The sequence below is a fragment of the Actinoallomurus iriomotensis genome, from assembly GCF_030269445.1.
Classification (GTDB): domain Bacteria; phylum Actinomycetota; class Actinomycetes; order Streptosporangiales; family Streptosporangiaceae; genus Actinoallomurus; species Actinoallomurus iriomotensis.
Window position 1 is genome coordinate 63,510 of the sequence record NZ_BSTJ01000019.1, and the last position, 24,631, is coordinate 88,140.

At 72.8% G+C, this 24,631-nt stretch carries 22 protein-coding genes; 10 read left to right on the forward strand and 12 right to left on the reverse strand.

The window, feature by feature from the left end; translation table 11 throughout:
• Positions 1–46: 46 nt before the first annotated feature.
• Entirely contained in the window at positions 47–691 is a 645-nt protein-coding gene (locus QSK37_RS48070; RefSeq protein ID WP_285635859.1) for a sensor histidine kinase, read from the reverse strand.
• A gap of 407 nt (positions 692–1,098) precedes the next feature.
• Between QSK37_RS48070 and QSK37_RS48075 the strand changes: the two genes are divergently transcribed.
• A complete protein-coding gene (locus QSK37_RS48075) occupies positions 1,099–2,172 on the forward strand; it encodes an alpha/beta fold hydrolase (protein WP_285635862.1) in 1,074 nt (357 codons plus the stop codon).
• Positions 2,173–2,261: 89 nt separating this feature from the next.
• Here QSK37_RS48075 and QSK37_RS48080 read toward each other — a convergent pair whose 3' ends face one another.
• Entirely contained in the window at positions 2,262–2,840 is a 579-nt protein-coding gene (locus tag QSK37_RS48080) for a TetR/AcrR family transcriptional regulator (RefSeq protein ID WP_285635865.1), read from the reverse strand.
• Positions 2,841–2,934: 94 nt separating this feature from the next.
• Here QSK37_RS48080 and QSK37_RS48085 point away from each other — a divergent pair, with 94 nt between their 5' ends.
• Positions 2,935–3,891 carry an NADP-dependent oxidoreductase gene (locus tag QSK37_RS48085; RefSeq protein ID WP_285635868.1) on the forward strand — a complete coding sequence of 319 codons (957 nt, stop codon included), beginning with the start codon at positions 2,935–2,937 and terminating at the stop codon, positions 3,889–3,891.
• Positions 3,892–4,088: 197 nt separating this feature from the next.
• Here QSK37_RS48085 and QSK37_RS48090 read toward each other — a convergent pair whose 3' ends face one another.
• Positions 4,089–5,231, reverse strand: a complete 1,143-nt coding sequence (locus QSK37_RS48090; RefSeq protein ID WP_285635871.1) for a site-2 protease family protein — start codon at positions 5,229–5,231, stop codon at positions 4,089–4,091.
• Between the two features lie 444 nt (positions 5,232–5,675).
• Between QSK37_RS48090 and QSK37_RS48095 the strand changes: the two genes are divergently transcribed.
• Positions 5,676–6,341 (forward strand): phosphoribosyltransferase, encoded by a 666-nt coding sequence (locus QSK37_RS48095; RefSeq protein ID WP_285635875.1) that lies wholly within the window; start codon positions 5,676–5,678, stop codon positions 6,339–6,341.
• Between the two features lie 195 nt (positions 6,342–6,536).
• On the opposite strand, the gene QSK37_RS48100 is transcribed toward QSK37_RS48095, so the two are convergent.
• Positions 6,537–6,833 (reverse strand): WhiB family transcriptional regulator, encoded by a 297-nt coding sequence (locus tag QSK37_RS48100; RefSeq protein ID WP_285576288.1) that lies wholly within the window; start codon positions 6,831–6,833, stop codon positions 6,537–6,539.
• A 157-nt stretch (positions 6,834–6,990) separates the two neighbouring features.
• Positions 6,991–7,881, reverse strand: a complete 891-nt coding sequence (locus tag QSK37_RS48105; protein ID WP_285635878.1) for a ferredoxin family protein — start codon at positions 7,879–7,881, stop codon at positions 6,991–6,993.
• Positions 7,882–8,064: 183 nt separating this feature from the next.
• Between QSK37_RS48105 and QSK37_RS48110 the strand changes: the two genes are divergently transcribed.
• The 4 genes from QSK37_RS48110 to QSK37_RS48125 all read left to right on the forward strand — a co-directional run bounded on the left by QSK37_RS48110 (position 8,065) and on the right by QSK37_RS48125 (position 13,995).
• Positions 8,065–9,195: an EfeM/EfeO family lipoprotein gene (locus tag QSK37_RS48110; RefSeq protein WP_285635885.1), complete on the forward strand. Its 1,131-nt coding sequence runs from the start codon at positions 8,065–8,067 to the stop codon at positions 9,193–9,195.
• Positions 9,192–10,436 (forward strand): iron uptake transporter deferrochelatase/peroxidase subunit, encoded by a 1,245-nt coding sequence (gene efeB, locus QSK37_RS48115; protein ID WP_285635888.1) that lies wholly within the window; start codon positions 9,192–9,194, stop codon positions 10,434–10,436. Before QSK37_RS48110 ends, efeB begins: the two co-directional genes overlap by 4 nt.
• Before the next feature lie 197 nt (positions 10,437–10,633).
• Positions 10,634–12,247 carry a phospholipase C gene (locus tag QSK37_RS48120; protein ID WP_285635891.1) on the forward strand — a complete coding sequence of 538 codons (1,614 nt, stop codon included), beginning with the start codon at positions 10,634–10,636 and terminating at the stop codon, positions 12,245–12,247.
• Positions 12,248–12,381: 134 nt separating this feature from the next.
• A complete protein-coding gene (locus tag QSK37_RS48125; RefSeq protein ID WP_285635892.1) occupies positions 12,382–13,995 on the forward strand; it encodes a phospholipase C in 1,614 nt (537 codons plus the stop codon).
• 48 nt (positions 13,996–14,043) lie between these two features.
• Here the strand turns inward: QSK37_RS48125 and QSK37_RS48130 are convergent, their stop codons facing one another.
• On the reverse strand, positions 14,044–14,697 hold the full coding sequence (locus tag QSK37_RS48130; protein ID WP_285635893.1) for a response regulator: 654 nt from the start codon (positions 14,695–14,697) through the stop codon (positions 14,044–14,046).
• Positions 14,685–15,815 carry a sensor histidine kinase gene (locus QSK37_RS48135; RefSeq protein ID WP_285635894.1) on the reverse strand — a complete coding sequence of 377 codons (1,131 nt, stop codon included), beginning with the start codon at positions 15,813–15,815 and terminating at the stop codon, positions 14,685–14,687. Before QSK37_RS48135 ends, QSK37_RS48130 begins: the two co-directional genes overlap by 13 nt.
• A 131-nt stretch (positions 15,816–15,946) precedes the next feature.
• Between QSK37_RS48135 and QSK37_RS48140 the strand changes: the two genes are divergently transcribed.
• Both QSK37_RS48140 and QSK37_RS48145 read left to right on the forward strand, forming a co-directional pair.
• Positions 15,947–16,324: a DUF6069 family protein gene (locus QSK37_RS48140; RefSeq protein ID WP_285635895.1), complete on the forward strand. Its 378-nt coding sequence runs from the start codon at positions 15,947–15,949 to the stop codon at positions 16,322–16,324.
• A complete protein-coding gene (locus tag QSK37_RS48145) occupies positions 16,321–17,436 on the forward strand; it encodes an alpha/beta hydrolase (RefSeq protein ID WP_285635896.1) in 1,116 nt (371 codons plus the stop codon). The genes QSK37_RS48140 and QSK37_RS48145 overlap by 4 nt, the downstream gene beginning before the upstream one ends.
• Here QSK37_RS48145 and QSK37_RS48150 read toward each other — a convergent pair.
• The 5 genes from QSK37_RS48150 to QSK37_RS48170 form a co-directional block, all read right to left on the reverse strand.
• Positions 17,423–17,701, reverse strand: coding sequence for a hypothetical protein (locus tag QSK37_RS48150; RefSeq protein WP_285635898.1), 279 nt, complete (start codon positions 17,699–17,701; stop codon positions 17,423–17,425). The two genes, QSK37_RS48145 and QSK37_RS48150, sit on opposite strands and share 14 nt — an antisense overlap.
• Positions 17,686–18,222 carry a pyridoxamine 5'-phosphate oxidase family protein gene (locus QSK37_RS48155; RefSeq protein WP_285635900.1) on the reverse strand — a complete coding sequence of 179 codons (537 nt, stop codon included), beginning with the start codon at positions 18,220–18,222 and terminating at the stop codon, positions 17,686–17,688. Before QSK37_RS48155 ends, QSK37_RS48150 begins: the two co-directional genes overlap by 16 nt.
• Before the next feature lie 215 nt (positions 18,223–18,437).
• Positions 18,438–20,522 carry a S9 family peptidase gene (locus QSK37_RS48160; RefSeq protein ID WP_285635903.1) on the reverse strand — a complete coding sequence of 695 codons (2,085 nt, stop codon included), beginning with the start codon at positions 20,520–20,522 and terminating at the stop codon, positions 18,438–18,440.
• A gap of 234 nt (positions 20,523–20,756) precedes the next feature.
• Positions 20,757–22,340, reverse strand: coding sequence for a glycerol-3-phosphate dehydrogenase/oxidase (locus tag QSK37_RS48165; protein ID WP_285635905.1), 1,584 nt, complete (start codon positions 22,338–22,340; stop codon positions 20,757–20,759).
• Positions 22,341–22,404: 64 nt separating this feature from the next.
• The gene (locus QSK37_RS48170) at positions 22,405–22,989 is read right to left on the reverse strand and encodes a TetR/AcrR family transcriptional regulator (RefSeq protein WP_285635907.1); all 585 of its coding nucleotides are present in this window, start codon (positions 22,987–22,989) and stop codon (positions 22,405–22,407) included.
• Between the two features lie 36 nt (positions 22,990–23,025).
• On the opposite strand from QSK37_RS48170, the gene QSK37_RS48175 reads away from it, so the two are divergent.
• Positions 23,026–24,609 carry an FAD-binding oxidoreductase gene (locus QSK37_RS48175; RefSeq protein ID WP_285635909.1) on the forward strand — a complete coding sequence of 528 codons (1,584 nt, stop codon included), beginning with the start codon at positions 23,026–23,028 and terminating at the stop codon, positions 24,607–24,609.
• The last annotated feature ends 22 nt before the right edge of the window (positions 24,610–24,631 follow it).

Below are 24,631 nucleotides of genomic sequence, written 5' to 3' on the forward strand. Positions count from 1 at the left end.
CGGCGTGAGCGACTCCCCGTACACCGGGCCGGGTGTCTCTGGTGGATCAGTGCGCCGGCAGGGGCCACTCGAGGCGGATCCGCGAACGTTCGGGGGACCGGGGCAGGTCCTGGCAGGAGACGTCCATGCCGCGCCCGCTGAGCGCGCGGATACGCCCGGCCACTTCGGTGAGGTCGCCCGTGGGCGCGTCGAGGTGCATGACGAGCCAGGTCGGTGGTCGCGGGTCGGCGGTGATCATCACATGGACGTCCGGCAGACGCTCCCCGGGGACGAGGGCGAGGGTCCGGTGGACGAGCCGGGCGACCCACTGCCAGGCCGACGGGTCGATCACCGCCTCGATGCCGTGCCCGAGCGTCAGCGCCGGGCACATCCGGCCCGGGCCGCAGGCCCGCTCCACCGCCTCCACGACCAGCGCGCGCAGGCCCGATTCTCCGGCGGAGTCCTCGGGGCGCAGGTCGAACACCACGCCGCGAAAGTCCTTGATCGCGCCGTCCAGGCCGTTGATGGCCTTGTGGACCTTGGCGACCGTGACGTCGGCGCCGAGGTTCGCCTCGATGTAGGTCAGCGCGGCGTGCAGGTCCAGACCGACCGCGAACAGGCGGTGCATCAGGACGTCCGCCATTCCGGGGGAGACCCGCTCGCCGCCCTCCGCGGTGGCCACGGGCGATGATCCCCCGCCGACGTCGTTCATCACCGGCTCACTCGGTGTGATCAAAATCGTCCATCCCTCTCTGTCGGCCGTACGGCTCACGGGCGGCGGGCCGCCCATCGGCTGGGGGAGGGATCCCGGGGGCGTCACGAATTTGCATGCCCATTGTGGCTGTTCAACGCACTGTGCGCCCTACCCAGCGAATGCCTGATTTATACGTTGTTGGCCGGGCGTGGGCGGGATCCCGGCGGTTGCGGTATTCAGGACCTTCGCCCCTGGCTCACCGTCATCATGTGACGCAACGTGTAGGTGAGGACCTGTGGGGAAGGGGGTTCGGCCGCACGTTGGGAGAAGGGGCCGAGGATCTCCAGTCGCCTCGGCCGCAGCTCAATGGCGAGTGACGGTGGCGGCCTGCCGAGGCAGGACGGCACCGCCCGGCGGAGGTGGTCATGTCGTTCACGGACATCGCCAGCGCGCTGGCGGAACAGGGGCGCTTGTTGCTCCCGATACCCGGACACTCCGCCGCCTCCGAGCCCGACCGTCCCCCGCCGACCCGGTCGATGACGGTCACCGCCGATGACGGCGTCGAACTGCACGTGGAGATCCAGGACGCCCCCGGCGCCCCGCTGACCGTCGTCCTCTGCCACGGTTACCTGCTGAACTGCACGAGCTGGGACGTCCAGCGCACGATGCTGGCCGGCAAGGCGCGGGTGGTCCTGTGGGACCACCGCGGCCACGGCCGGTCCGGCTGGGGAACACCGCCCAACGCCACCATCGACCAGGTCGGGCGCGACCTGTTCGCGGTGATCCGGGCGGCGGCGCCGCGCGGACGGCTGGTGCTGGTCGGCCACTCCATGGGCGGGATGGCCATCCTCGGCCTCGCCAAGTCCCACCCCGGCATGTTCGGCGGGCGGGTGGTCGGCGTCGTGCTCTCCTCGACCTCCGCCGGCGGCCTGTCCACGATCACCGCGGGCCTGCCGCAGATCACGGCGCCGTTCGTCGTCCGCCGCCTGGTGCCCGCCACCCTCAGCACGCTGCGGCGGCACGCACGCCTCGTGGACGGCGCGCGGCGGTCCGCGGGCGGCGCGACGTACCTGATCACCTGGCCCTACCTGTACGGCTCGCGGGTGCCCCGCCCGGTGGCCCGGCTCACCACGCGGCTCATGGCGTCGGTGCCCATCCAGGTGATCGCCGAGTTCTACACCGAGCTCGTCCGGTACGACCTGCACGCGGTCCTCCCGGCCCTCGGCCGCATCCCGGTGCTCGTCCTCGTCGGCGAACGCGACGTCATCACCCCGATCGCGCACGCCGAGGCGCTCGTCGCCGCGATGTCCGGCGCGGAACTGGTCGTGGTCCCCGACTCGGGCCACCTGCTGGTCCTCGAACGCCCCCGCGAGTTCGGCGAACAGGTCTGGAGACTGATAAGCCGCGTCACGCCGCCGCGCCTCGTCGCCGCCTCATCCGCCGTACCCCGCAGGCACATCGAGAAGCCGGCGCGAGCCCAGCACCAGCACCGTTCCTAACCGGTGATCGGCGCGCGGCCAGGACGGGTGGACGGCAGATCCACAGGCATCGCCGGCCGCTACGTGGACGTCCCGCGGTTCGAGGAGGCTCAGCCGGGCGGCGCGGGCCGGAGGCCGTCCATCAGGAGGTCCAGCAGGCGGTCGGCCCTGGCTTTGCGCCCGGGCCGGGGGGCCACGGTGAAGATGCCGATGAGCGAGGCGGCGATGTCTTCGGCGGTGACGTCGGAGCGGAGGTCGCCCGCCGCGCGGCCTGCGTCGAGAATCGTGGTGATGGCCGCCAGCAGCTCGGTACGGGTCCGCGCGTGGGCGATCTCACCCGATTCGATCATCGCGAGCAGCGTGTCGAGCATGCCGTTCTTGGTCGCGATCCAGTCCCCGAACAAGTCCATCCAGCGCCGCATCGCCGCGGCCGGGGGCAACGGGCCGAGCAGCTCGCGGGCTCCGGTCGTCAGCCGCACGACCTGGTCCCGGTAGACCGCGTCGACCAGCGACTCGCGGGTCGGGAAGTGCCGGTAGAGCGTGGCGATGCCGACTCCGGCCTCGCGGGCGATCGCACGCATCGACGGCTCGCCGTCAGCCGAGACGAACACGCGGGTCGCCACCGCGAGCAACTGGTCGCGGTTGCGGGCCGCGTCCGCCCGTGGCGCGCGCCTCTCCGCCTCAGTCAAAACGGATCACGCTCCGGTTGTGTTACGGTCAGCCATGAAACGGAGCATAGTCCGTTTCAAGGCGTTCCTTCGGTTCCCAAGGAGACAGGCGTACATGCAGGAACAGAGTGATCACCCGTCGGCGGGCAGGGGCAGGGCGGTCCGGCTCGATTCGTTCGGCGGCCCCGAAGTCCTGGACATCCGTGAGGTTCCCGCGCCGCAGGCCGGGCCGGGACAGGTCCGGGTGCGGGTCACCGCGGCCGGTCTGAACCCGATGGACTGGATCATGACTGCCGACGCGGACACCGCCGCCCGGTTCGGCTTGAGCCTCCCGGCCGGGTTCGGGACCGACTACGCGGGAGTGGTCGACCAGGTCGGTGACGGGGTGACCGGCTTCGCGCCCGGCGACCGCGTGTTCGGGGGTGCCCTGTCCCGCGCGGTCGCCGACTTCGTGGTGATCGACCCGGCCGGGGGGACCGCGGCGAACGAGGCCCACCACACGCCGGACGGCGTCGACGACCGCACCGCCGCCACCCTCACGATCGCGGGCCGCACGGCATCCGCCGCCCTTGCCGCGGTCGGCGCCGGCCCGGACGACACGGTGCTGATCGGCGGCGCGGCGGGCGGGGTCGGGGTGTTCGCCGTCCAGCTGGCCCGGATCGCAGGAGCGCGCGTGATCGGGACAGGGTCGGCGACATCATCCGATTTCCTGCGCGATCTGGGAGCCGAGCCGGTCGCCTACGGTGACGGCCTGGCCGACCGGGTCCGAGCCCTCGCTCCCGGCGGCGTCACCGCCGCCATCGACCTGCACGGGACGGAGACAGCGCACGTCGCAAGGGAACTCGGCGTCCCGGACGGCCACATCTGCACCATCGCCGCGCAGGTCGACGGCGTCGCGGCGGCCAACGGAGCGAACGCCGCCCCCGGCGCCCTGGAGGAGATCGCCCGCCTGGTCGCGGCGGGCCGGCTCCGGGTGCCCATCGCGGCGAGCTTCCCGATCGAGCGGATCCGCCGCGCGGCCGAGCTCCAGGCCGGCCGGCACGTGCACGGCAAGGTCGTCATCGACCTGTAGACCAAGGCCGTCGCGACGATGAACGCGTTGTCGTCGTCGCCGATCGGACGGGGACGGCCTCCCGCCCGCCAAGGGGCGACGGCGGGATGCCCTTCACGTCGCAGCCGAGGATGACGCCGCGGACGGCGTCCTTGTCCGCGGCCCCCAACCGCGCGATCGCTCGAGCGGCGTATCGCCAACCGGTGAACCCAGGTGGACTAGTCGGGGCGCGGCGCGCACTTGGCGCGGAGGCGGCTCTGCTGGACCAGCCGGCCGAGGTCCTCGGCGGTGACCATGCCGACGACGCGATGGTCGGCGACGACGACGGCGAGCACGGTACCGGCGAGCGGCAGCCGCCCGGCGAGCGGCGCGACGGGGTCCTCCGGCGCGGCCAGGTAGTCGGCGGGCAGGGCGACCGCCACCGAGTCGATCCGGTCGCCCGCACGGCCCGGCGGCACCCGCGTGAGGCGGGCCAGGGTGACCACGCCGCACGGTTCGCCGCCGAACCCGGTGACGGGGAAGGCCGACTGGCGGGACCGCGCGGCGACGCTCGCGATGAACTCCCCGATCGGCTGCCACGAGGGCGCGCACTCCGGCTCGGGGACCATCAGGTCGCGTACGCGGACGCCCGCGGCGGCCTCCTGTGTCGCCCGCGACCGGGCCTCGGCGCCGGCCGTCCACATGAGAAACCAGCCGATGAGCATCAGCCACAGCCCGCCCGTCTGGCTGAGGAAGATCAGCTGAGCGACGCCGGCACCGGCGAGCGCGGCGCCCATGACCTGGCCGGCGGCGGTCGCGACCCGGTCACCGCGCGACCGGTCGCCGCAGCGCATCCACACCAGCGCCCGCAGAATCCGTCCGCCGTCCAGCGGCGCGCCCGGCAGCAGGTTGAACACGGCCAGGAACCCGTTGGTCGCCCCGGTCCACGCGAGCGCCGCGACGATCACGCCCGGTGCGCCGGCCGACGAGGCGCCCTCCGCGGCGCCGAACAGCACCCCTCCGACGGCGAGGCTCGTCAGCGGGCCCGCGGCGGCGACGGCGAGGTCCGTACGGGCGGTCTTCGGCTCGCTGTCGAGCTGGGCGACGCCGCCGAGCATCCACAGCGTGATCGACCGCACCCCGAGCCCCCGCCTGCGCGCGACGGCGGCGTGCGCGCCCTCGTGGGCCAGCAGCGAGGCGAGGAAGAGCAGCGCCGTGGGGATCGCGATGGCCCAGTACACGCTCGCGGACCGGCCCGCGTCCGCACGCGGCAGGACGTTCACGGCGACGATGTCGGCGATCAGCACGAGGATCACCACGACCGACCAGTTGACACCCACCGGGATGCCCGCCACGTGGCCCAGCCGGAGATTCTGCTTCATCGCCACCCCCTCGATGGTGACCCAGGCTCCACTCTCGGCTCGTGCGGCCGGCCGGGGTACGTCCATTGGTCCCCGGTGAGCGGGCGAAGGTCGCAGGAACGCCCGGCGCCGCGGCCTCGGCGTCCCGTGGGACGGGACAGGCGACCAAGGTCCCGCCGCGGATGGGACCTTCGCCCCTGGATGGCTCTTCGGCCCGTGCGAGGCTGAATACAGGCCTGCGGGACGAGCGAGGGAGCCGGATCATCGACGACCTCCAACACCTGAACCGGGTGAAACCGGCGCAGGGAAATCGCCCCGCAGGTCTTCTCGTCGCCTGATCGAGAGCCCGTCCAGGGACCGGAACCCGTCGCACCAGCGCCCCTGGACGGCTCCCGGGCGATGCCCGTTGAGGGCCGCCGCTGCTGGGTAGAGCCACGGACAACCGGCTTTTCGAGGTGGTTCACCGTGGGTTCGAACGGACATGGCGTACGGCTGCCGTTCACCGACCGGGCCGAGGCCGGACGGGTGCTCGCCGAGCGTGTGGCGGCACTGGGCCTCACCGACCCCGTCGTCCTGGCCCTGCCCCGTGGCGGTGTCCCGGTGGCGCACGAGATCGCCGAACGGCTCGGCGTCCCCTTCGACGTCCTGGTCACCCGCAAGATCGGCTGCCCGGGCCAGCCCGAACTGGGCGTCGGGGCGATCGCCGAGGGCGGCGAACCGGTGTTCGACGCCGACCTGCTGCGCCGCCTGGGCCTGACCGAACGCGACCTGGACCCGACCACGACCCGGGAACGCGCCGAACTGGCCCGCCGCATCACCGCCTACCGCGGCGACCGCGCGCTGCCCCCGCTCAAGGGCCGCGACGTCGTCGTGGTCGACGACGGACTCGCCACGGGCGGCACCGCACGCGCGGCCCTGGCCGCGGTACGGGGGGAGGGCGCGGCACGCGTGGTCCTGGCGGTCCCCGTGGGCGCCGCGCAGACGGTGTGGGAACTGTCGTCGGCCGCGGACGACCTGATGGTCCTGGCCGCCCCGTCGGCCTTCCGCGCGGTGGGCCAGTGGTACCAGCACTTCGACCAGCTCACCGACGAGGACGTCCTGACGCTCCTCCACGCCCCGCACATGCGATGAGACAGGCCACGTTGGTGACCAGGCCGGGGAGAACGCCGGTGCCACGGATGCTTCCGTGGCACCGGTGATCGGGCGGGCCGTCGGGCCGGGGGAGAGGGTCCTCGTAGAGAGGACAAGAGCCGGATCCGCCTGGTCGGCGGTACCGGCTCTATGGAAACGGCCCCGCGGGGGCGGGGCCGCAGGCTGCGCTCTCGCTCAGGCGGCGTTGGCGCGGCGCATGCGGCGGCGGCGCTCCGACGCGCGCTCGTCCTCGTTCAGGCCGCCCCACGTGCCGTACTTCTCGGGCCGGGACACGGCATAGTCAAGGCATTCTCCTCGCACGGGGCAGCGCATGCAGACCGCCTTGGCCTTGCGCTCGCGGATCTCCCGCTCCGGCTGACGTTCACCGTCCGGGCCGAAGAACAGGATGAGGTCCTCCCCCCGGCACTCGGCAGCGTCCTGCCAGCCCCAGCTAGGGCGGGGGAGGTTTGCCTGCCGACGTACCTGAGCCATAGAACTACCACCTCGTAGCTTGCGGGTGAGCATAAATTTCGGTCACGGGCGCCAAACGGTGAGTACGTGCCAAAACTGTGCAACGTCGTGAAGCGCCGTGATGTTCCCCGGAGAGCGCCGTGTCCCCTCGGGAACGGCGTACAGGGCCTCGGAGAGGTTACACGAGGGCCGTCGCGTTGAGAAGAGTCAGGTCCCGTTCAACATAGGTTCGGACGTCTTCGCCGCATCCGGGACCGCAGGCGCTCATCGGCCTCTGCTCTACTCGGAGCCTATAGCGTGCCGTGCGTGCTCGCACCACGGCGACGTCGCCGGCCATGGACTCCACGGTGACGTCGCCGACCCCGAGGACCCCCGTACGCGCACGGACGAAATGCTCCGCTGCCTGCGAGGACTCCGGCTGGCCGCCCCGTCCGCGGAAGCCTTCGAGGACCACCCGGCCGCGCCGATATTCCTCCGCCGCGACCAGCGCCCGCCGCTCGTCCAGGTCGCCGTAGAACAGGCCGTGCGGCAGGCAGACGAGGTTCGCGGCGTAGCGGTCGCCGCCCACATGTGTCGTCTCCCACACCTCGCCGAACCGCTCGTGCAGGAACCGGGCGAGGGGCGCGCCGACGCGGGCGCAGCAGGCGTTGTGCCTCCCGTGCGTGCACACGAGGAACACCGGCCCGGCGACCGGCACTCCGAACCCGGGGGCGTGGCCGGCGCCGACGGCGGCCAGGTCGAGGTCGGCCAGTTCCTCGGGGTCCTCCAGCTCGCGTCCCTCCAGCCAGACGTCGCCGCCGGGGCCGGAGAACCCGGCGTACACCCGGAGCGGCGGTGTGACGCGCCGCCGCCGGGGCGCCCGGATGAGCTGGGGGCGTACGCCGTGGCGCCGGGCGCGGGCGACGGCCTCGGCGATGGGCGGGGGGAGTGTCATGGTGTCGACGTCCTCGCCCCACGGGCCGGGGTGTTCGATGAGCAACCAGGCGCGCGAGCCCACGGTCGCGCTGGCCAGGCACGGACGCCGGCCGATATGGCACCCGGCGCAGTGCGTGCATCGGTTGTCTCGCAACGAACCCCCTTCACAGGCTTATTAGGTAAGACTAACCTAACTATCTGCCGTCACGCGAGTGAACAGGAGTCGTGAATGAACACAGCGTGAACACCCGCCCGAGAAATGCCGGAAGGCGTCGACGCGTGACACCGCGCACGCTCTACAGTGTTTCCGTCCCCCGAGACCGATCATGGGAGCCCCATGCGCACGCCGTTCCTGGTCGTGAGCGTGGCGTTGTTGCTGGCCAGCGCCGGTGACGCCCGCCCGACCCTCGGCGCACCGCGCCCGGCCGCCATCGAGGCGTCGACCACCGGCTGCGGCACCGGCTGGACGCATCCGCACGCGGGCGGTCAGGTTCTCACGCTGCGTAACGACGGCGCCACCGCCGCGGGCGTGATGCTCGTCGATCCGTCCTCCGGCGCGGTCTACGCCGAGGTCGAGGGCCTGGGGCCCGGCGTGACGCGGCGACTGCACCTGTCCCTCGGGGGCGGCACGTACGCCTTCCGCTGCGAGGACGACCGCGCCGGCGACCCGGTCACCGGCCCCTCGGTACGCATCGCCGGCGGCCGCGGGAGCAGCGTCGCGGTGCTGCCCGTGACCAACAACGACCTGTACGCCCCGGCGCGGGCGTACTCCAAGTACGTCGACGCCGGGCTCGACCGCCTCATCGCCGCGACGGACCGGCTGCGCGCGGCCGTGGACGACGGCGACCTCGGCGCGGCCCGTACCGCCTGGACGCCGGCCCACGTCTCGTACGAGCGCCTCGGGGCGGCGTACGGCACGTTCGGCGACTTCGACGGCGCGATCAACGGCGGCCCCGCCGGCCTGCCGAAGGGCGTGCACGACCCGGACTTCACCGGCTTCCACCGGTTGGAGTACGGCCTGTGGCACGGGGAGTCCGCCGCGTCGCTGCGCAAGGTGGCCGACCGGCTCGCCCACGACACCCGCGCCCTGAAGTCCGACTTCCCGCACCAGCGCATGGACCCCGCGGACCTGCCGCTCAGGGCGCACGAGATCCTGGAGAACACCCTGCAGTTCCAGCTCACCGGCACGGCCGACCAGGGGAGCGGCACCACGCTCAGGACGGCGGCCGCCAACGTCGAGGGCACCCGCGAGGTGCTCGGCGTCCTCCGGCCGGTCCTGCGCGACCGCTACCCGGCCCTGTCCCAGGTCGACACCTGGCTCGACCGGCTCGACGCGCAGCTCAAGGGCAGGTCCTCGGTCGACGGTCTCTCCACCGCGGAGCGCGAGCGCCTGAACGGAACGGCGGGCCGGCTGCTGGAGCTGCTCGCGCCGATCGCCACGCTCGCCGAGCCGAGGCGCGTCTCATGAGCGCCCGCGGCCCACGTGACGACGGTGCCGGCGGCGACCGCCGGTCCTTCCTGCGCGGCGCGCTGGCAGCCGGCGTCGCCGGCTCGCTCGCCGGCGCGTCCGCGTCCGCCGCGGCGGCGCCGGCGGACCGCGCCACCACGCCCCCCGCACGCCCGTTCCACGGCGTGCACCAGGCCGGCGTGCTCGACCGGTCGCGCCCGCGGACGATCGTGGTCTCCCTCGACGTCATCGCGTCCGGGCGGGGCGAGCTGACCGAGTTCTTCCGCACCCTCACCGACCGGGCCCGCACGCTGACCGCCGGCGGCGCGCCGGACGACAGCGGCATCAGCGGGCCGCCGCCCGACTCCGGAGTGCTCGGGCCCGACGTGCCCGCCGGCGGGCTGACGGTCACCGTCGGCGTCGGCGCCTCGCTGTTCGACGACCGGTACGGCCTGGCGAGCCGCAAGCCCGCCGGGCTGAAGCCGATGCGGATGTTCCCCAACGACGACCTCGACCCGGACTGGTGCCACGGCGACGTCAGCCTGCAGCTGTCGGCCGAGGACGACGACACCGTCGTGCACGCGCTGCGCGACATCGCGCGGCACACGCGCGGCGCGGCGCAGATCCGCTGGCGGATGAGCGGGTTCACCAGCCCGCCACGCCCGAGCGGCACGCCCCGCAACCTCATGGGCTTCAAGGACGGCATCTCCAACCCCGACGCCACGAGCGCGGCCGAGATGGACCGCCTGGTCTGGGCGGACCGCTCGCGCGAGCCCGCCTGGACGGCCGGTGGCTCGTACGTCGTCATCCGGCTGATCCGCATGCTCGTGGAGTTCTGGGACCGGGTGGGGATCACCGAGCAGGAGCAGATGTTCGGCCGCGACCGGGCGACCGGCGCGCCCCTCGACGGCACGCGCGAGGCGGACGAACCCCGGTTCGCCGAGGACCCGATCGGGAAGGTCATCCCGCTGACCAGCCACATCCGGATGGCCAACCCCCGCACGCCGCAGACCGCCGACAGCCGGATCCTGCGCCGCAGCTACAACTACGACCGCGGCGTGGACTCCGTCGGCGACCTCGACATGGGCCTGGTGTTCACCTGCTACCAGCAGAACCCCGAGCGCCAGTTCGAGGCCGTGCAGGAACGCCTGATCGACGAGCCGCTCGTCGACTACATCACCCCGTTCGGCGGCGGCTACTTCTTCGCGCTGCCGGGCGCACGCGATTCCAAGGACTTCCTGGGGCGAACGCTCCTCGCGTAGGTGTACGGCGGATGAACGCCTTCGCCGTGAAGGCGAGGCAAAGATCCTTTAATCCCACATGGGGCCTTGTTCACCTGCCGTACACCTTCCATCACCGCGATCTTCGTCCCGGTCCGATGAGATCCCCGCTGGACCGACGCGGCCCCCGGGATTCCTCATCTCAGGGCCCGGAGCTTGATATTTCCCCAGGAGGCAAGATGGGTCCCGGCAAGTGGAAGAGACGGCGACCGGTGGTGATCGCCGCTTCGCTGGTGGCCGCCGGCTCGCTGGCTCTCGCGGCCTGCGGCACGACGGGAGGCGGGGCGACGTCGCTCACCGCGGCCGAGTCGCCCGTCCGGACCGCGACCCCGATCAAGCACCTCGTGGTGCTGTTCGACGAGAACATCTCGTTCGATCACTACTTCGGGACGTACCCGAAGGCGGCCAACACGGACGGCACGAAGTTCACCGCCGCGAGGCACACCCCGAAGGTGAACGGGCTGACCAAGAAGCTCCTCACCAAGAACCCGAACCAGTACAACCCCACGCGCCTGACGCACGACCAGGCCCTGACCTGCGACCAGGACCACAGCTACGGCCACGAGCAGAAGGCCGTCGACGGGGGCAAGGTCGACAAGTTCGTGGAGAACACCGGCAAGGACACCTGCACGGGCATGCCGCCCCTGTTCGGTGAGCCGGGCCTGGTCATGGACTACTACGACGGCAACACCGTCACCGGGCTGTGGAACTACGCCCAGAACTACGCGATGAGCGACAACTCCTGGGACTCGGTCTTCGGGCCGTCCACCCCCGGCGCGCTCAACCTGATCTCGGGTCAGACCCACGGCGTCTACGCCGTCGACCCGAAGACGGGCGCGAAGGTCAGCGACTCGTACGTGGTCGCCTCGCCGGACAAGAACGGCGTGGGCACGGTCATCAACGACCCGGACCCGGCCTTCGACGACTGCTCGGGCAACAACCACACGTCCAAGAACAACCTGGCCGTGATGACCGGCAAGAACATCGGTGACCTGCTCAACCAGAGGAAGGTCACCTGGGGCTGGTTCCAGGGCGGCTTCAAGCCGACCGGCTCGGCGAACGGCTACGCGGTCTGCGGCGCCACCCACGCCAACGTCGGCGGCGTCTCCTCGGTCGACTACAGCCCGCACCACTCGCCGTTCCAGTACTACAAGTCGACCTCCAACCCCAAGCACCTGCCGCCGTCGTCGGTCGCCGCGATCGGCCGTACGGACCAGGCCAACCACAACTACGACCTGACGGACTTCGACGCGGCGCTCAAGGCGGGCAACCTGCCGGCGGTGAGCTTCCTGAAGGCCGGCGAGTACCAGGACGGCCACGCGGGCTACTCCGACCCGCTGGACGAGCAGCAGTTCCTCGTGAACACGATCAACAAGCTGCAGCAGTCCCCGGACTGGAAGTCCACCGCGGTCGTCATCGCCTATGACGACTCCGACGGCTGGTACGACCACGTGGCTCCGCGGATCCTGAACGGCTCGTCCGACGCCGCCAACGACGACACCGCGACCTGCGGCAAGACCAGGGTCGTGGCCGGTGGCTACCAGGACCGCTGCGGCCCCAGCCAGCGGCTTCCGCTGCTGGTGGTCTCGCCGTACTCCAAGGTCAACTACGTCGACCACCACTACACCGAGCAGGCCTCGATCACGAAGTTCATCGAGCAGAACTGGGGTGTCGGCCGGATCGGCGACGCCTCGTTCGACGCTCGCGCGGGAGACCTGTCCCACATGTTCGACTTCCACAGGCCGGCGGCGAGGAACCTGATCCTCGACCCGAAGACGGGCGCTCGCCGGTAGCCCGAGCCAGGCAGCGAAGGCGCCTCCGTCCGGCTTCGGCCGGGTGGGGGCGCCTTTTCGTCATCACCTGCTGTTTACCTCTCGTTCGGGTTCCGGCAACATGATCGTCGCTCCGTCTTCACCCTGGAGGGTAAATGGCTCCCCGCAAGTGGAAGAGGCACAGACCGGCGGCGATCGCCGCCGCCCTGGTGGCGGCCGGTTCGCTGACCCTGGCGAGCTGCGGAAGCGGCCAGAACGCCGCGAGCACGCTGACCGCCGCCGAGTGGTCGCCGGTCCGTACCTCGACGCCGATCCAGCACGTCGTCGTGCTGTTCGACGAGAACATCTCCTTCGACCACTACTTCGGGACGTACCCGAAGGCGGCCAACACGGACGGGACGAAGTTCACCGCCAAGAAGCACACGCCGAAGGTGAACGGGCTGAGCAAGAAGCTGCTCACCGACAACCCGAACGTGTACGACCCCCAGCGCCTTACGCACGAACAGGCCCTGACCTGCGACCAGGACCACACGTACGGCAAGGAGCAGCTGGCCGTCAACGGCGGCAGGATGGACAAGTTCGTCGAGAACACCGAGAAGGACAAGTGCACCGGCCAGCCGGTCCTGTTCGGTGAGCCGGGCCTGGTGATGGACTACTTCGACGGCAACACCGTCACCGGCATGTGGAACTACGCCCAGAACTACGCGATGAGCGACAACAGCTGGGACACGGTGTTCGGACCCTCGTCGCCGGGCGCGATCGACCTCGTCTCCGGCAACACCCACGGCATCTACGCCGTCGACCCGGTGACGCATGAGAAGGTCAGCGACTCCTACGTCGTTCAGTCGCCGGACAAGAACGGCGTCGGTACCATGATCAACGATCCGGACCCGGCGTTCGACGACTGCTCGGGCAACAACCACACGTCCAAGAACAACCTCGGCGTGATGACCGGCCGCAACATCGGCGACCTGCTGAACCAGAAGAAGGTCACCTGGGGCTGGTTCCAGGGCGGCTTCAGGCCGACCGGCTCGGCCAACGGCTACGCGGTCTGCGGCACCACCCACGAGAACGTCGGCGGTGTCCCGGTGGTGGACTACAGCCCGCACCACAACCCGTTCGCGTACTACAAGTCGACGGCGAACGAGAAACACCTGCCGCCGTCGTCGGTCGCCGCGATCGGCCGTACGGACCAGGCGAACCACAACTACGACCTGACCGACTTCGACGCGGCGCTCAAGGCCGGCAACCTGCCGGCGGTGAGCTTCCTGAAGGCCGCGTCGTACCAGGACGGCCACGCGGGCTACTCCGACCCGCTGGACGAGCAGCAGTTCCTCGCCGGCACGATCAACAAGATCCAGCAGTCGCCGGAGTGGAAGTCCACCGCCGTCTTCATCGCCTACGACGACTCCGACGGCTGGTACGACCACGTGGCGCCGAAGGTCACGAACGGCTCGTCCGACGCCTCACAGGACACGCCGCTGTGCTCGAAGAAGCCTGCCGCGGGCGGCTACCAGGACCGCTGCGGGCCGAGCCAGCGCCTGCCGCTGCTCGCCATCTCGCCGTACTCCCGGGTCAACCACGTCGACCACTCGTACGCCGAGCAGACCTCGATCCTGCGGTTCATCGAGGACAACTGGCGGGTGGGCCGGATCGGCGACGCGTCGATGGACGTACGCGCCGGCGGTGTCGGCGGCCTGCTGGACTTCCGCCACCCGAGGGCGGGCCGGCTGATCCTCGACCCGAAGACCGGAGCCCCGGTCTCCTGACCTTGAGCACCGGCACGGCCCCCGCCCATCGGGCGGGGGCCGTTTCGGCTAGCTCAGGCCCGCGTCGTGGGCCAGGAGCGCGATCTGGGTGCGGTTGTCCAGGCCGAGCTTGGTGAGAATGCTGGAGACGTGAGCCTTGACCGTCGTGATGCCCATGGCGAGCTCCGCGGCGATGTCGGCGTTCGTCCGGCCGCGGGCGATCGCGAGGGTCACCTCGTGCTCGCGTGGGGTGAGGACGGCCAGCGCGGCGCGGGCCCGCTCGTAGGTGCCGGTCTGGGTGACGGTGCGGTCCATGAGCCGCCGGGTGATGCGGGGGGACAGGATCGGGTCTCCCTCCGCCACCCGGGTGACCGCCTCCACGATCCGCGGAGGCGAGGTGTCCTTGAGCAGGAACCCGCTGGCGCCGGCGCGCAGTGCGTACAGGATGTTCTCGTCGGTGTCGAAGGTGGTCAGCACGATCACCTCCGGGGGACGAGCGCGGGCGCGCAGCCGGCGGGTGGCGGTGATGCCGTCGACGCCCGGCATCCGCAGGTCCATGAGGACGACGTCGGGTGCGTGGGCGTCGGTGGCGGTGATGGCCTCCTGGCCGTCGGCGGCCTCGCCGACGACGGTGATCCCGGCGGCGCCGTCGAGCATCATCGACAGCCCGGCACGGACCATGGCGTCATCGTCGACCAGCAGCACGCGGATCACGCGGGCCATGGTAGCGACGCCTGGAGCCGGAACTCCCGATCGGCGATCCGGTGGTCCAGCCGCCCGCCGGCCAGCCGTACCCGCTCGGTGAGCCCGACCAGGCCCAGACCGCTGCCCGGCACGGCTGGGGCCGAGTCCGCCGCCGGCAGCGGGTTGCGGATGTCGATCAGCAGGCGCGTGCCGGGACGGCCGTGCAGCAGCACGTCGACCGGCCGGCCGGGAGCGTGCTTGCGCGCGTTGGTCAGCCCCTCCTGCGCGACCCGGTAGGCGGTCCGGGCGGCGGCCGGCGGAAGTGTCGTGGCGTCGGTGACCTCCTCGCGCAGGCGTACGGGCTGGCCCGCCTCCTGCGCCTCGGCGACCAGGCGGGGCAGGTCGGCCAGCGTGGGCCGGGGTTCCAGGTCGTCGTACCCGTCGTCTTCCTCGCGCAGGAGGCCGATCACCTGACGCAGCTCCTCCAGCGCCTGGTGCACGCCGGTGCGGACCACCCCGGCCGCGCGGGCGAGCTGCTCGGGGGAGGAGTCCGGGCGGTACTCCAGCGCTCCGGCGTGGGTGGCCACCAGCGACAGCCGGTGGGCCAGCACGTCGTGCATCTCCCGGGCGAGCGTGCGCCGCTCGGCCATGCGGGCCTCGGCGACCCGCCTGCCCTGCTCGGCCTCGGCACGCTGGGCGCGCTCGTACAGGGAGATGAGCAGCGCGCGGCGCGAGCGGGCCAGCGCGCCCCAGCCGAGCAGCGCGCCGTACGCGGCGAAGATCAGCAGCAGCCACCAGCCGAGAGAGATGCCGGAATTGGGCCGCCACAGTCGCTGGACCACGTGCGCCGCCATGCCCGCCGCCGTCACGGTCACCGCGATGGGGAACCGCCTGCGCTGGGCCGCCTGCAACGCCCCCATCGTCGCCGCCGGCGTGGCCACCGGGGAGACCGCGGCGAGCAGGGTGGCGGCGAGCGCGCCGGAGACCGGCCACCGCAGCTGGGCGAGCGCCGCGAGCAGGCTCGCGACCGCGGCCGCGGCATCCAGCACGAACAGGGACCCGCCCTTCTGCCCCCACAGGGACACGGCGGTCAGCCCGCCAATTCCGAGGGCCACACTCGCCACGGCGACCGTACGCGGGGATCGGCATCGGTTCACGGGCTCAAGGTAGCCGCCGGTCCGGCGGGGCCGTCACCTACCAAAGTCGGAGCCGGCCCCCACGCGGGACGGACACGGTGCGACCGCGCGCCCGATGCGGCGGCCCGGCCGGGCGGGCGAGGCTGCTCGGCGTGAACACCTCTGTGCGAAGACTCTTCATCACCGTGCTCGGCGCACCCGCCGTCGCCCTGGCCGTGTGGGCCCTGGCGGTGCCGCTGGCCGGAACCACGCTGACCGTACGGTCGGGCGGTGGCGAGCAGACGGTCGGGCCGGTGGCCGTCGCGGTGGCGAGCCTGCTGGCCGGGCTCGCGGGCTGGGCGCTCCTGGCCGTCCTGGAGCGGTCGGCGGCCCGGCCCGGCCGTACCTGGACGATCATCGCTCTGGCGGTGCTCGCCCTGTCCCTGACCGGCCCGCTCGGCGGCGCGGCCGGGGCCGCCGCGGCGCTGGTGCTGGTCCTGCTGCACCTGGCCGTCGCCGCCGTGCTCGTCACCGGGCTGGTGCGCCGATGAGCCTGCCCTACGGCTATCTGGTCACCGTGGGCCTTCTCGCGGCCGGCGCCCTGCTCACGCTGGCCGCGCCGCGCCGGCCCCGGCCGCTGGCCATGCTGAGCTTCCGGCTCGGCGTGGTCGTCAACGAGCTGCCCTTCGTGGCGCTCGCCTGGCTCCTGGCCGCCACCGCCCTGGCCCTCGCCGAGGGCGACCTGGCCGCACCGGCCGCCGCCGCCGTGGCGGTGGCGGCCCTGGTGGGCCCGGGCGCGGGTCTGGGGGTCGTGGCGTGGCGCGGCGGCCGGGCGCTGCCCGCCGTGCGACGTGCCATGGGGACGGTGCCCGTCGCGCGGCGTCTGCCGTACGGGCGCATCCTGTTCCGGCCCTTCTTCCGCCGTCGCCGCGCGGTGGAGCGGATCCCCGGCCTGACGTACGGCCCGGCGGGCCGGCACAACCTCCTGGACCTCTACCGTCACCGCTCCCGGCCCACCGGGGCCCCGGTCCTGATCCACCTGCACGGCGGCGGGTACACGGCGGGCCGGAAGAACAGCCAGTCCCTTCCCCTCCTGCACCGGCTGGCCGGCGAGGGCTGGGTGTGCGTGAGCGCGAACTACCGCCTGAGCCCGCAGGCGACCTTCCACGACCACCTGGTGGACGCCAAGAAGGTGATCGCCTGGGTCCGGGAACACGGCCCCTCCTACGGCGCCGACCCCGATCGGATCGTGCTGGCGGGCAGCTCGGCGGGTGCTCACCTGGCGGCCCTGGCCGGTCTCACCGCGGACGACCCCGCCTTCCAGCCCGGCTTCGAACCCGCGGACACCTCCGTCGCGGCGGTGATCGGTCTGGGCGGCTACTACGGCCCGTACGACGAGGCGGACCCGCGGACCTCGCCCTTCGCCCATGTACGGCCGGACGCACCGCCGTTCTTCATCGTTCACGGCGATCACGACACCCTGACGCCGGTCGAGACGGCCCGGCTCTTCGCCGAACGCCTGCGCGCCGTGTCGACCCGGCCGGTCGTCTACGCCGAACTGCCCGGCGGGCAGCACGCCTTCGACCTGTTCCACTCGCTGCGTTTCGAAGCCGTCATCAACGCCATCGACGCCTTCGCCGGGTCGGTGCTCACGCAGCGTTGAGCTCGGCCGTGGTCAGGTCCGCGAGCCGCCGCGCGGTCGTGAAGTGGGAGTCGATCAGGTCGGCAGGGCCGATGCCACGAGGCATCGCCGGCACGCCGGCCGAGTGCGTGAGCACGTGCCGAAGAGTCGCGGTCGTCTTGCCGTGGGCACCGTGATGGTAGACGGCGACCTGCAAGCCGGTCTCGGCTCCGGTGTCGACGAGTTCGTCGAGGACGCTCTGCACCTTGTGCTGCAGTGCGGGCGTCGTCGTCACCGGCTCGGCCACGTGTAGCGAGTCTGGCCGGGCACCGGCAGCTTGCCGAAGGCGAATCCGACGGCCGGCGCGACCCGGTACAGCCTGACGTCGCCGGCGATGACGGCCTCGCCCAACCGGTACCAGGTGCCCTCGGGGCTGGTCAGATGCGCGCCGTACTTCCGCTCGAAGTCCGCGACGGCCTGTTCACGCTCGGAGCGCTCGTCCACCAGGGACGCGATTCCCTCGATGACGACGTCCACACCGGTCAGGGCGTTCGTGCCGGTCGTCAGCACACAGCGGGGATCGTGCTCGAGGTTCCGCGCCTTGCGCTCCTGACCACCCGTGGTGAAGCACAGGCCACCCAGACTCCACACCGCCAGCAACGGCGTCACGTGGGGTCGCCCGTCGGGTCGCACCGTGGACAGCCAGAACACCTCCGCCTCACCGAGGACCGCCGACGCCGACGCCCACGGCGTCGCTCGCGCGTCTGGAGACGAGAACGGCCCCAGCTCGGCATCCGGTTCGTCGTCGGCGGCGGCAAGCCGGCTCATCATGCCCTCCAGTAATCGTCATCTGCGGTCCTGATGGTGACTCGAACTCGCCGGGAAACTCATCGGTCGCCTCCCTCCCGTCATCCGATCGGTGGGGTGGACATTTCGCGGGCGGCGGGTACGGGCCGCTGTCCCGGCGGTACGGCTCGGTGGTGGATCACCTGTACGGGGTGGAGGTCGTGGTGGTCGACCGCGACGGCGCCGCCGCGCCGGGGTCAGTCCTTCCGGTGGGTGTCCGCGCCGAGCGCGCCTTCCAGGAACTCCGCCTCCAGGACGAGGATGTTCTCGGCGATCTCCTCCTGCGGCGTCATGTGCGTCGCGTCCGGCAGCGGCAGCACGGTGTGCGGTCGCCCGGCGGCCGTCAGCGCCGACGAGAGGCGTAGCGTGTGCGCGGCGAAGACGTTGTCGTCCGCGAGTCCGTGGATCAGCATGAGCGGCCGCCGGAGGTGTTTCGCGTCGGCGAGAAGGCTTGAGCGGTCGTACGCTTCGGGGTTCTCGTCCGGATGGCCGAGGAAGCGCTCGTTCCAGTGGGTGTCGTACAGCCGCTGGTCGGTCACTGGCGCGCCGGCCACGGCGGCGTGGAAGACGTCGGGTTCGCGCAGCACGGCGAGCGCGGCGAGGAAACCGCCGAAGGACCATCCGCGGATGCCGACCCGGTCCAGATCGAGGTCGGGATGGCGCGCGGCGGCCGCGTGCAGCGCGGCCACCTGGTCGGTCAGCGCGAGCTCCGCGCGGTCGCCGTAGATCGCCCGTTCCCAGGCGGGGCCGCGGCCGGGCGTGCCGCGGCCGTCCGCGACGATGACCGCGAAGCCACGGTCGGCGAACCACTGGGAGACCAGGTACTGGTTCCGCGCCGCCAGCACGCGCTGCGCGGCGGGCCCACCGTAGGGGTCCATCAGCACCGGCAGCCGTCGCGACCCCGGTGTGTGCCCGGTCGGGAAGAGCACGGCGGTTCGCAGCTCCCCGTCTCCCATGCGCAGGAGTTCCACCTTGGGCGTCAGGACGGGTTTCTCGGCATGCGAGGTGATCGACGCGGCCGGCCGCCCGTCCCGGTGCACGGTCACCTGGGCGCCGTCGTGGCGCAGGGACTGCGCGACCACGACGGTCGTACCGCCCGCCCGGTGACCGTGGTGGACGCCGGGCGCGTCGGCGAACGGCGTCACCCCGGTACTCGGCGCGTACGTCCACAGGCCGATCTCCGTCGGCTCGGTGGACGCGGTGAACAGGACGGTCTCGCCGTCGACTCCGAGGACCTGACGGACGTGCAGGCGGGGTGGCGTGACGGGTTCGTCGTCGAGGAGCAGGCGCCGGCAGTCGTCCAGGTCCGCGGTCCAGACGAGGCGGCCGCTCTCGGCGAGCGCCGGCACACCCGGCACGATCTGCACCCAGTACGGGTCGGTGTCCTCACGCCGTGGGCGTGTCGTCCCGGTCAGCGGGTCCACCGCCAGCACCCGCATCGTCCTCTGGTCGCGGCTCTGCACGGCGATGAGCGGCTCGGGCCCGCTCCAGCAGACGGCGGTGACGTACTCGAAGGCGGCGCGGTCCCAGTCGACGGCCACCCGGCCGCCGTCCAGGCCGACGATCCACAGGGACACGTCGGCGTTGCGGGTGCCGGCGGCCGGGTAGGCGATCTCGGCGGGCGGCCTGGCCGGGTGCGCCGGGTTGGCGATGTACCAGCGCTGTACCGGTGCGTTGTCGACCTGGGCGGCCAGAAGGCGAGAGCCGTCCGGTGCCCACCAGAACCCACGGTGACGGCCCATCGACTCGGCCGCCACGTGCTCGGGGAGGCCGTAGGTCACCTCCGGACCCTCCGGTGTGGCGAGCGCGCGGTCCCCGGAGCCGTCCGCGCCGATCACGCGCAGGGATCCGCCGGACACGTAGGCGACCGTGGCGCCGAGCGGGTCGGGGCGCGGTCCGACGACCGGGCCGGTCGCGGGCAGCTCCACCGCGGACGGGGCTGCGAGGTCGGCCAGCCACAGCCGTCCGGACAGCGCGTACGTCGCCTTGGTCAGCGCACGATCGGTGGCGTACGCGGTCACTCCCGCGCTCTGCTCGCGGGCGCGCTCGCGCCGTGTCGCCTCGGCCGGTGACAGGGCCTCGGTGGCGTCTCCGGGGTCGGCGATGAGCCGCTCCGCGCCCGCGGTGACGTCGAACTCCCACAGGCAGGTGATCGGATCGCTCCCGGCCCGCGACCGCAGGAAGACGACCCGCCGGCCGTCCGGGGAGATGGTGAAGGACCGGGGGACCCCCAGGCTGAACCGGCGGGTGCGTGCGTGCTGTCGGGGCAGGTCGAGGGTCACTTGTCCTCCATCGCGAGTCCGTCGGCCGCGTCGCGCCGGTCGTGGCGGCTGAGGGGCTGGCGGCACGTCGCCCTCGCGCCGGAACCGGGCGTGCCACGCGCAGAACACGGTGCCCGGCCGGACCCTCCCGCGCAACCGGTGCGACCGCCACCGGACCGGCGGTGCTGGGAGGAGTCCATGGTCATCCGTGTCCATCCGCACACGCGGGTGGCGGGGAACTCGTCCCCGGCCGGGTCAGAGGCGCAGCTCGGCCCGGCCGAGGGCGCGGCGGGCGGCGGGCAGGGCCGCCTCGCGGTCGGCGGCGATCAGGCCGACGCGGGTGCGGCGGTCGAGCAGGTCGCCCTCATCCAGCGCGCCCTCGTGGCGGACCGCCCAGGCCAGCTCCGCCCCGATCGTCGCCGAGCCCGGCGCGACCGGCTCCAGCAGCGCCGGGTCCTCGGCGGCCAGGGCCATGACGTCGCGCGCCTCCGTGCCGTACCGGTGGACCAGGTGGGCCGGCGCGACCAGCCGGGACAGATCCGCCGCCGGGCCCGCGCCCACGAGCGGCAGCCGGGCCGTACGGCACGGGCCGGCCTCGACGCCGCGGCTCGCCAGGGCGGCGTCGACCGCGTCCTCGGCCATCCGGCGGTACGTCGTGAGCTTGCCGCCGACGATCGTCACGACGCCGTTCGCCGCGGTCAGCACGGCGTGGCGGCGGGACAGGTCGGCGGTGCCGCCCTCCGCGCCGTACAGCAGCGGCCGCAGCCCGGCGTACGCCCCGGCGACGTCCGCGCGGCGCACGGGCACGTCGAGGGCCGAGTCCAGCAGGTCAAGCAGGAACCCGATCTCGGCCTCCGAGGGCTCCGGCACGTCCGGGACCGGCCCGTCGACGGGCTCGTCGGTGAGCCCGACGTAGATCCGCCCGTCCTCCTGCGGCAGCACGAGCGCGAAGCGGCCCGCCGAGCCCGGCACGGGCAGGTGCAGCCCGGTGGCGAGGCCGCCCAGGCTCTCGGCGCGCAACACGAGGTGGGTGCCGCGCGAGGGCCGCAGGCGCACGCCCTCGGCGAGGCCGCCCGCCCACACGCCCGTGGCGTTCACGACCGCGCGGGCGCGCAGGAAGAACTCCGCCCCGGTGAGTTCGTCGCGCACCTGCGCGCCGTCGCCGGTCAGGGTGAGCGCCCGGCAGCGCGTCAGGACGCGTGCGCCGTGCGCCGCCGCCGTACGGGCGATCGCGGTGACCAGGCGCGCGTCGTCGGTGAGCTGCCCGTCCCACGACAGCAGCCCGCCGCGCAGCCCGTACGAGCGCAGCGCGGGCGCGAGCCGCAGCGCCTCCACCGTGCTCAGGCGGCGCGGCCGGGGCAGCGCGGCACGGTGGGTACGGGCCGACATCCGCAGCACGTCACCGGCCCGCATCCCGGCCCGGGCGAGGGCCACCGCGGACGCCGGGACCTGCGGCGTCAGCGGCAGCACGAACGGCAGCGCGCGTACGAGGTGCGGCGCGGTGCGCTCCATGAGGACGCCGCGCTCGACCGCGCTCTCGTACGCGATGCCGAGCTGCCCGGAGGCGAGGTACCGCAGGCCGCCGTGGATCAGCTTGGAGCTCCACCGCGACGTGCCGAAGGCGAGGTCGTGCGCGTCGATCGCGGCCACGGACAGGCCGCGTGAGGCGGCGTCCAGCGCGACGCCGGCGCCGGTCGCGCCGAGCCCGACGACCAGGACGTCGACGGCCGTGCCGTCGGCGAGCTCGGCCAGCTCGCGGGCGCGCCGCGCGGCGTTCAGCGATGAGGCGGGAGACGCGGGCGGAACGGCCGCCTCGGCGGGCCGGTGGAGACGTGTCATGGAGCCTCCTTCATCGGGGGGAGTGACCACGGGTGCGTGTTTTCGATTCCCTCGCTCCGCTCGGTCATGGCGCGAGGTACCTTTCGAGAATCTGCCGGAGCTCCTCGTCGAAGGCGGCCGCCGACAGGGCCGGACCGTCGCCGGTCATGGTGTGGCCGGACATGGCGAAGGACTGGAGGACGAGCAGCAGGGAGCGCGCCTGCCGGACCGGGTCGCCGGCGCGCACGCTGCCGTCGCGGTGGCCCGCCCGCAGCGTCGCCTCGATCGCGCGCAGCATGGCGTCCTGGCTCGTGCCGCGCCGCTCGAGGATGTAGGGGAGCAGGACCTCGGGGTCGACTTCCATGATCTTGAGGAAGAGAGGGTGCGCGCGGAGGGCGCCGACCCCGGCGACCAGGGCCTCGACGGCCTGGACCCGTACGGGTGAGCCGTCCTCGGGCGGCGCCACGCGCGAGACGACGGAGGCCCACTCGCGGGTCATCAGGTCGGCGACCAGCGTCCGCACGTCCGGCCAGCGCCGGTAGATGGTCATGCGCGACACTCCGGCGCGGCGTGCGACGTCGGTGAGCGTCGTACGACGCACGCCCACCGCCAGCACACAGTCACGTGTCGCGTCCAGCACGGCATCCTTCTTGTGACGAATCGACGCCATATGTCACAGTGTAACTGCGCTGGTGAGGGGGTAGCGATGCCGATCGTGGACATGTTGTGGAGCGGCTGGGGTGATCCGGAGCGGGCCGAGCGCCTGCCGGAGTCCGTCGCCGGACTGCTGCGCGAGTTGCTCGGCGTGCACGCCGAACCGGCCCAGCCGGTCAAGCTCGCCGAGATCGAGCCGCCGCCGGCCCGGCCCGTGCCCGGCGCCCTGGAGGACGTCGTCGGCGAGGAGCACGTGCGCGCGGACGCCGAGACCCGCATCCGGCACACGCGCGGCAAGTCAACGCCCGACCTGCTGCGCATCCGCGGGGGCGACGCCGGCGGCGCGCCCGACGCGGTCGTGCTGCCCGGCTCCCACGACGAGGTCGCCGCGGTGCTGGCCCGGTGCGCCGAACACCGGGTCGCCGTCGTGCCGTTCGGCGGCGGCACCTCCGTCGTCGGCGGGCTCGCCCCGGAGGCGGGCGGCTACGCGGCGGTGATCGCGCTCGACCTGCGGCGCCTGGACCGGCTCGTCGGCCTCGACCCCGTCTCGCGCACGGCCACGCTCGAGCCGGGGCTGCGCGCGCCGCGCGCCGAACGGCTCCTGAACGAGCAGGGCTACACCCTCGGCCACTTCCCGCAGTCGTTCGAGTGGGCGAGCATCGGCGGGTTCGCCGCCGCACGGTCCTCCGGGCAGGCGTCGGCCGGGTACGGGCGGTTCGACGAGATGGTCGCCGGCCTCACGCTCGCCACGCCGTCCGGCACGCTGGAGGCCGGCCGCGCGCCCAAGTCGGCGGCAGGGCCCGACCTGCGCCAGCTCGTACTGGGCTCGGAGGGTGCGTTCGGCGTCATCACGGACGTGACCGTGCGGATCCGGCCGCTGCCCGAGACGCGCGTGTACGAGGGCTGGCTGTTCCCCTCGTTCTCCGAGGGCGTCACCGCGGTCCGCGCCCTCGCCCAGGACGGCCCGCTGCCGACCGTGCTGCGGCTCTCCGACGAGACCGAGACCATGATCGGCCTGGCCCGGCCGGACGAGCTGGGCGAGCGGAACGACGCGGGCGGCTGCCTCGCGGTCTGCGGGTACGAGGGCACCGCCGCCGAGGTGCCCGACCGTCGTGCGAAGGTCCGCGCGGTGCTCACGTCGCTCGGCGGCGCCTACCAGGGCGAGGAGCCGGGGGAGAGCTGGGTGCGCGGCCGGTTCTCCGCGCCGTACCTGCGGGACGCCCTGCTCGACGTCGGCGTGCTCGCCGAGACGCTGGAGACCGCCGGCTTCTGGTCGAACCTGTCGCGCCTGTACGACGCCGTGCGCCTGACCCTCTCCCGCGAGCTGCCCTCGTCGGTGGTCATGTGCCACGTGTCGCACGTCTACCCCGCCGGCGCGTCGCTGTACTTCACGGTCGTCACCGCGCAGGGGGAGCGGCCGGTGGAGCGCTGGCGGGACGCCAAGGCGGCGGTCAGCGACGCGATCATCGAGGCGGGCGGCACGATCAGTCACCACCACGGCGTCGGCGTCGACCACCGCGACTGGTACGCCCGCGAGGCGGGCCCGCTCGGCGTCGCCGTGCTGCGGGCGGTGAAGGACCGGCTCGACCCCGAAGGCATCATGAACCCGGGCGTGCTCATTCCGGGGGAAGGCTGATCCGTCCCGGGCCCCGACCCCG

Excerpts from the sequence above, each read along its gene's own strand:
- efeB (WP_285635888.1), top strand. The coding sequence starts at position 9,192 with ATGAGCGCCCGCGGCCCACGTGACGACGGTGCCGGCGGCGACCGCCGG.
- QSK37_RS48075 (WP_285635862.1), top strand. The coding sequence starts at position 1,099 with ATGTCGTTCACGGACATCGCCAGCGCGCTGGCGGAACAGGGGCGCTTG.
- QSK37_RS48125 (WP_285635892.1), top strand. The coding sequence starts at position 12,382 with ATGGCTCCCCGCAAGTGGAAGAGGCACAGACCGGCGGCGATCGCCGCC.
- QSK37_RS48090 (WP_285635871.1), bottom strand. The coding sequence starts at position 5,231 with ATGAAGCAGAATCTCCGGCTGGGCCACGTGGCGGGCATCCCGGTGGGT.
- QSK37_RS48130 (WP_285635893.1), bottom strand. The coding sequence starts at position 14,697 with ATGGCCCGCGTGATCCGCGTGCTGCTGGTCGACGATGACGCCATGGTC.
- QSK37_RS48145 (WP_285635896.1), top strand. The coding sequence starts at position 16,321 with ATGAGCCTGCCCTACGGCTATCTGGTCACCGTGGGCCTTCTCGCGGCC.
- QSK37_RS48155 (WP_285635900.1), bottom strand. The coding sequence starts at position 18,222 with ATGAGCCGGCTTGCCGCCGCCGACGACGAACCGGATGCCGAGCTGGGG.
- QSK37_RS48110 (WP_285635885.1), top strand. The coding sequence starts at position 8,065 with ATGCGCACGCCGTTCCTGGTCGTGAGCGTGGCGTTGTTGCTGGCCAGC.
- QSK37_RS48175 (WP_285635909.1), top strand. The coding sequence starts at position 23,026 with ATGCCGATCGTGGACATGTTGTGGAGCGGCTGGGGTGATCCGGAGCGG.
- QSK37_RS48170 (WP_285635907.1), bottom strand. The coding sequence starts at position 22,989 with ATGGCGTCGATTCGTCACAAGAAGGATGCCGTGCTGGACGCGACACGT.
- QSK37_RS48085 (WP_285635868.1), top strand. The coding sequence starts at position 2,935 with ATGCAGGAACAGAGTGATCACCCGTCGGCGGGCAGGGGCAGGGCGGTC.
- QSK37_RS48100 (WP_285576288.1), bottom strand. The coding sequence starts at position 6,833 with ATGGCTCAGGTACGTCGGCAGGCAAACCTCCCCCGCCCTAGCTGGGGC.
- QSK37_RS48070 (WP_285635859.1), bottom strand. The coding sequence starts at position 691 with ATGAACGACGTCGGCGGGGGATCATCGCCCGTGGCCACCGCGGAGGGC.
- QSK37_RS48120 (WP_285635891.1), top strand. The coding sequence starts at position 10,634 with ATGGGTCCCGGCAAGTGGAAGAGACGGCGACCGGTGGTGATCGCCGCT.
- QSK37_RS48165 (WP_285635905.1), bottom strand. The coding sequence starts at position 22,340 with ATGACACGTCTCCACCGGCCCGCCGAGGCGGCCGTTCCGCCCGCGTCT.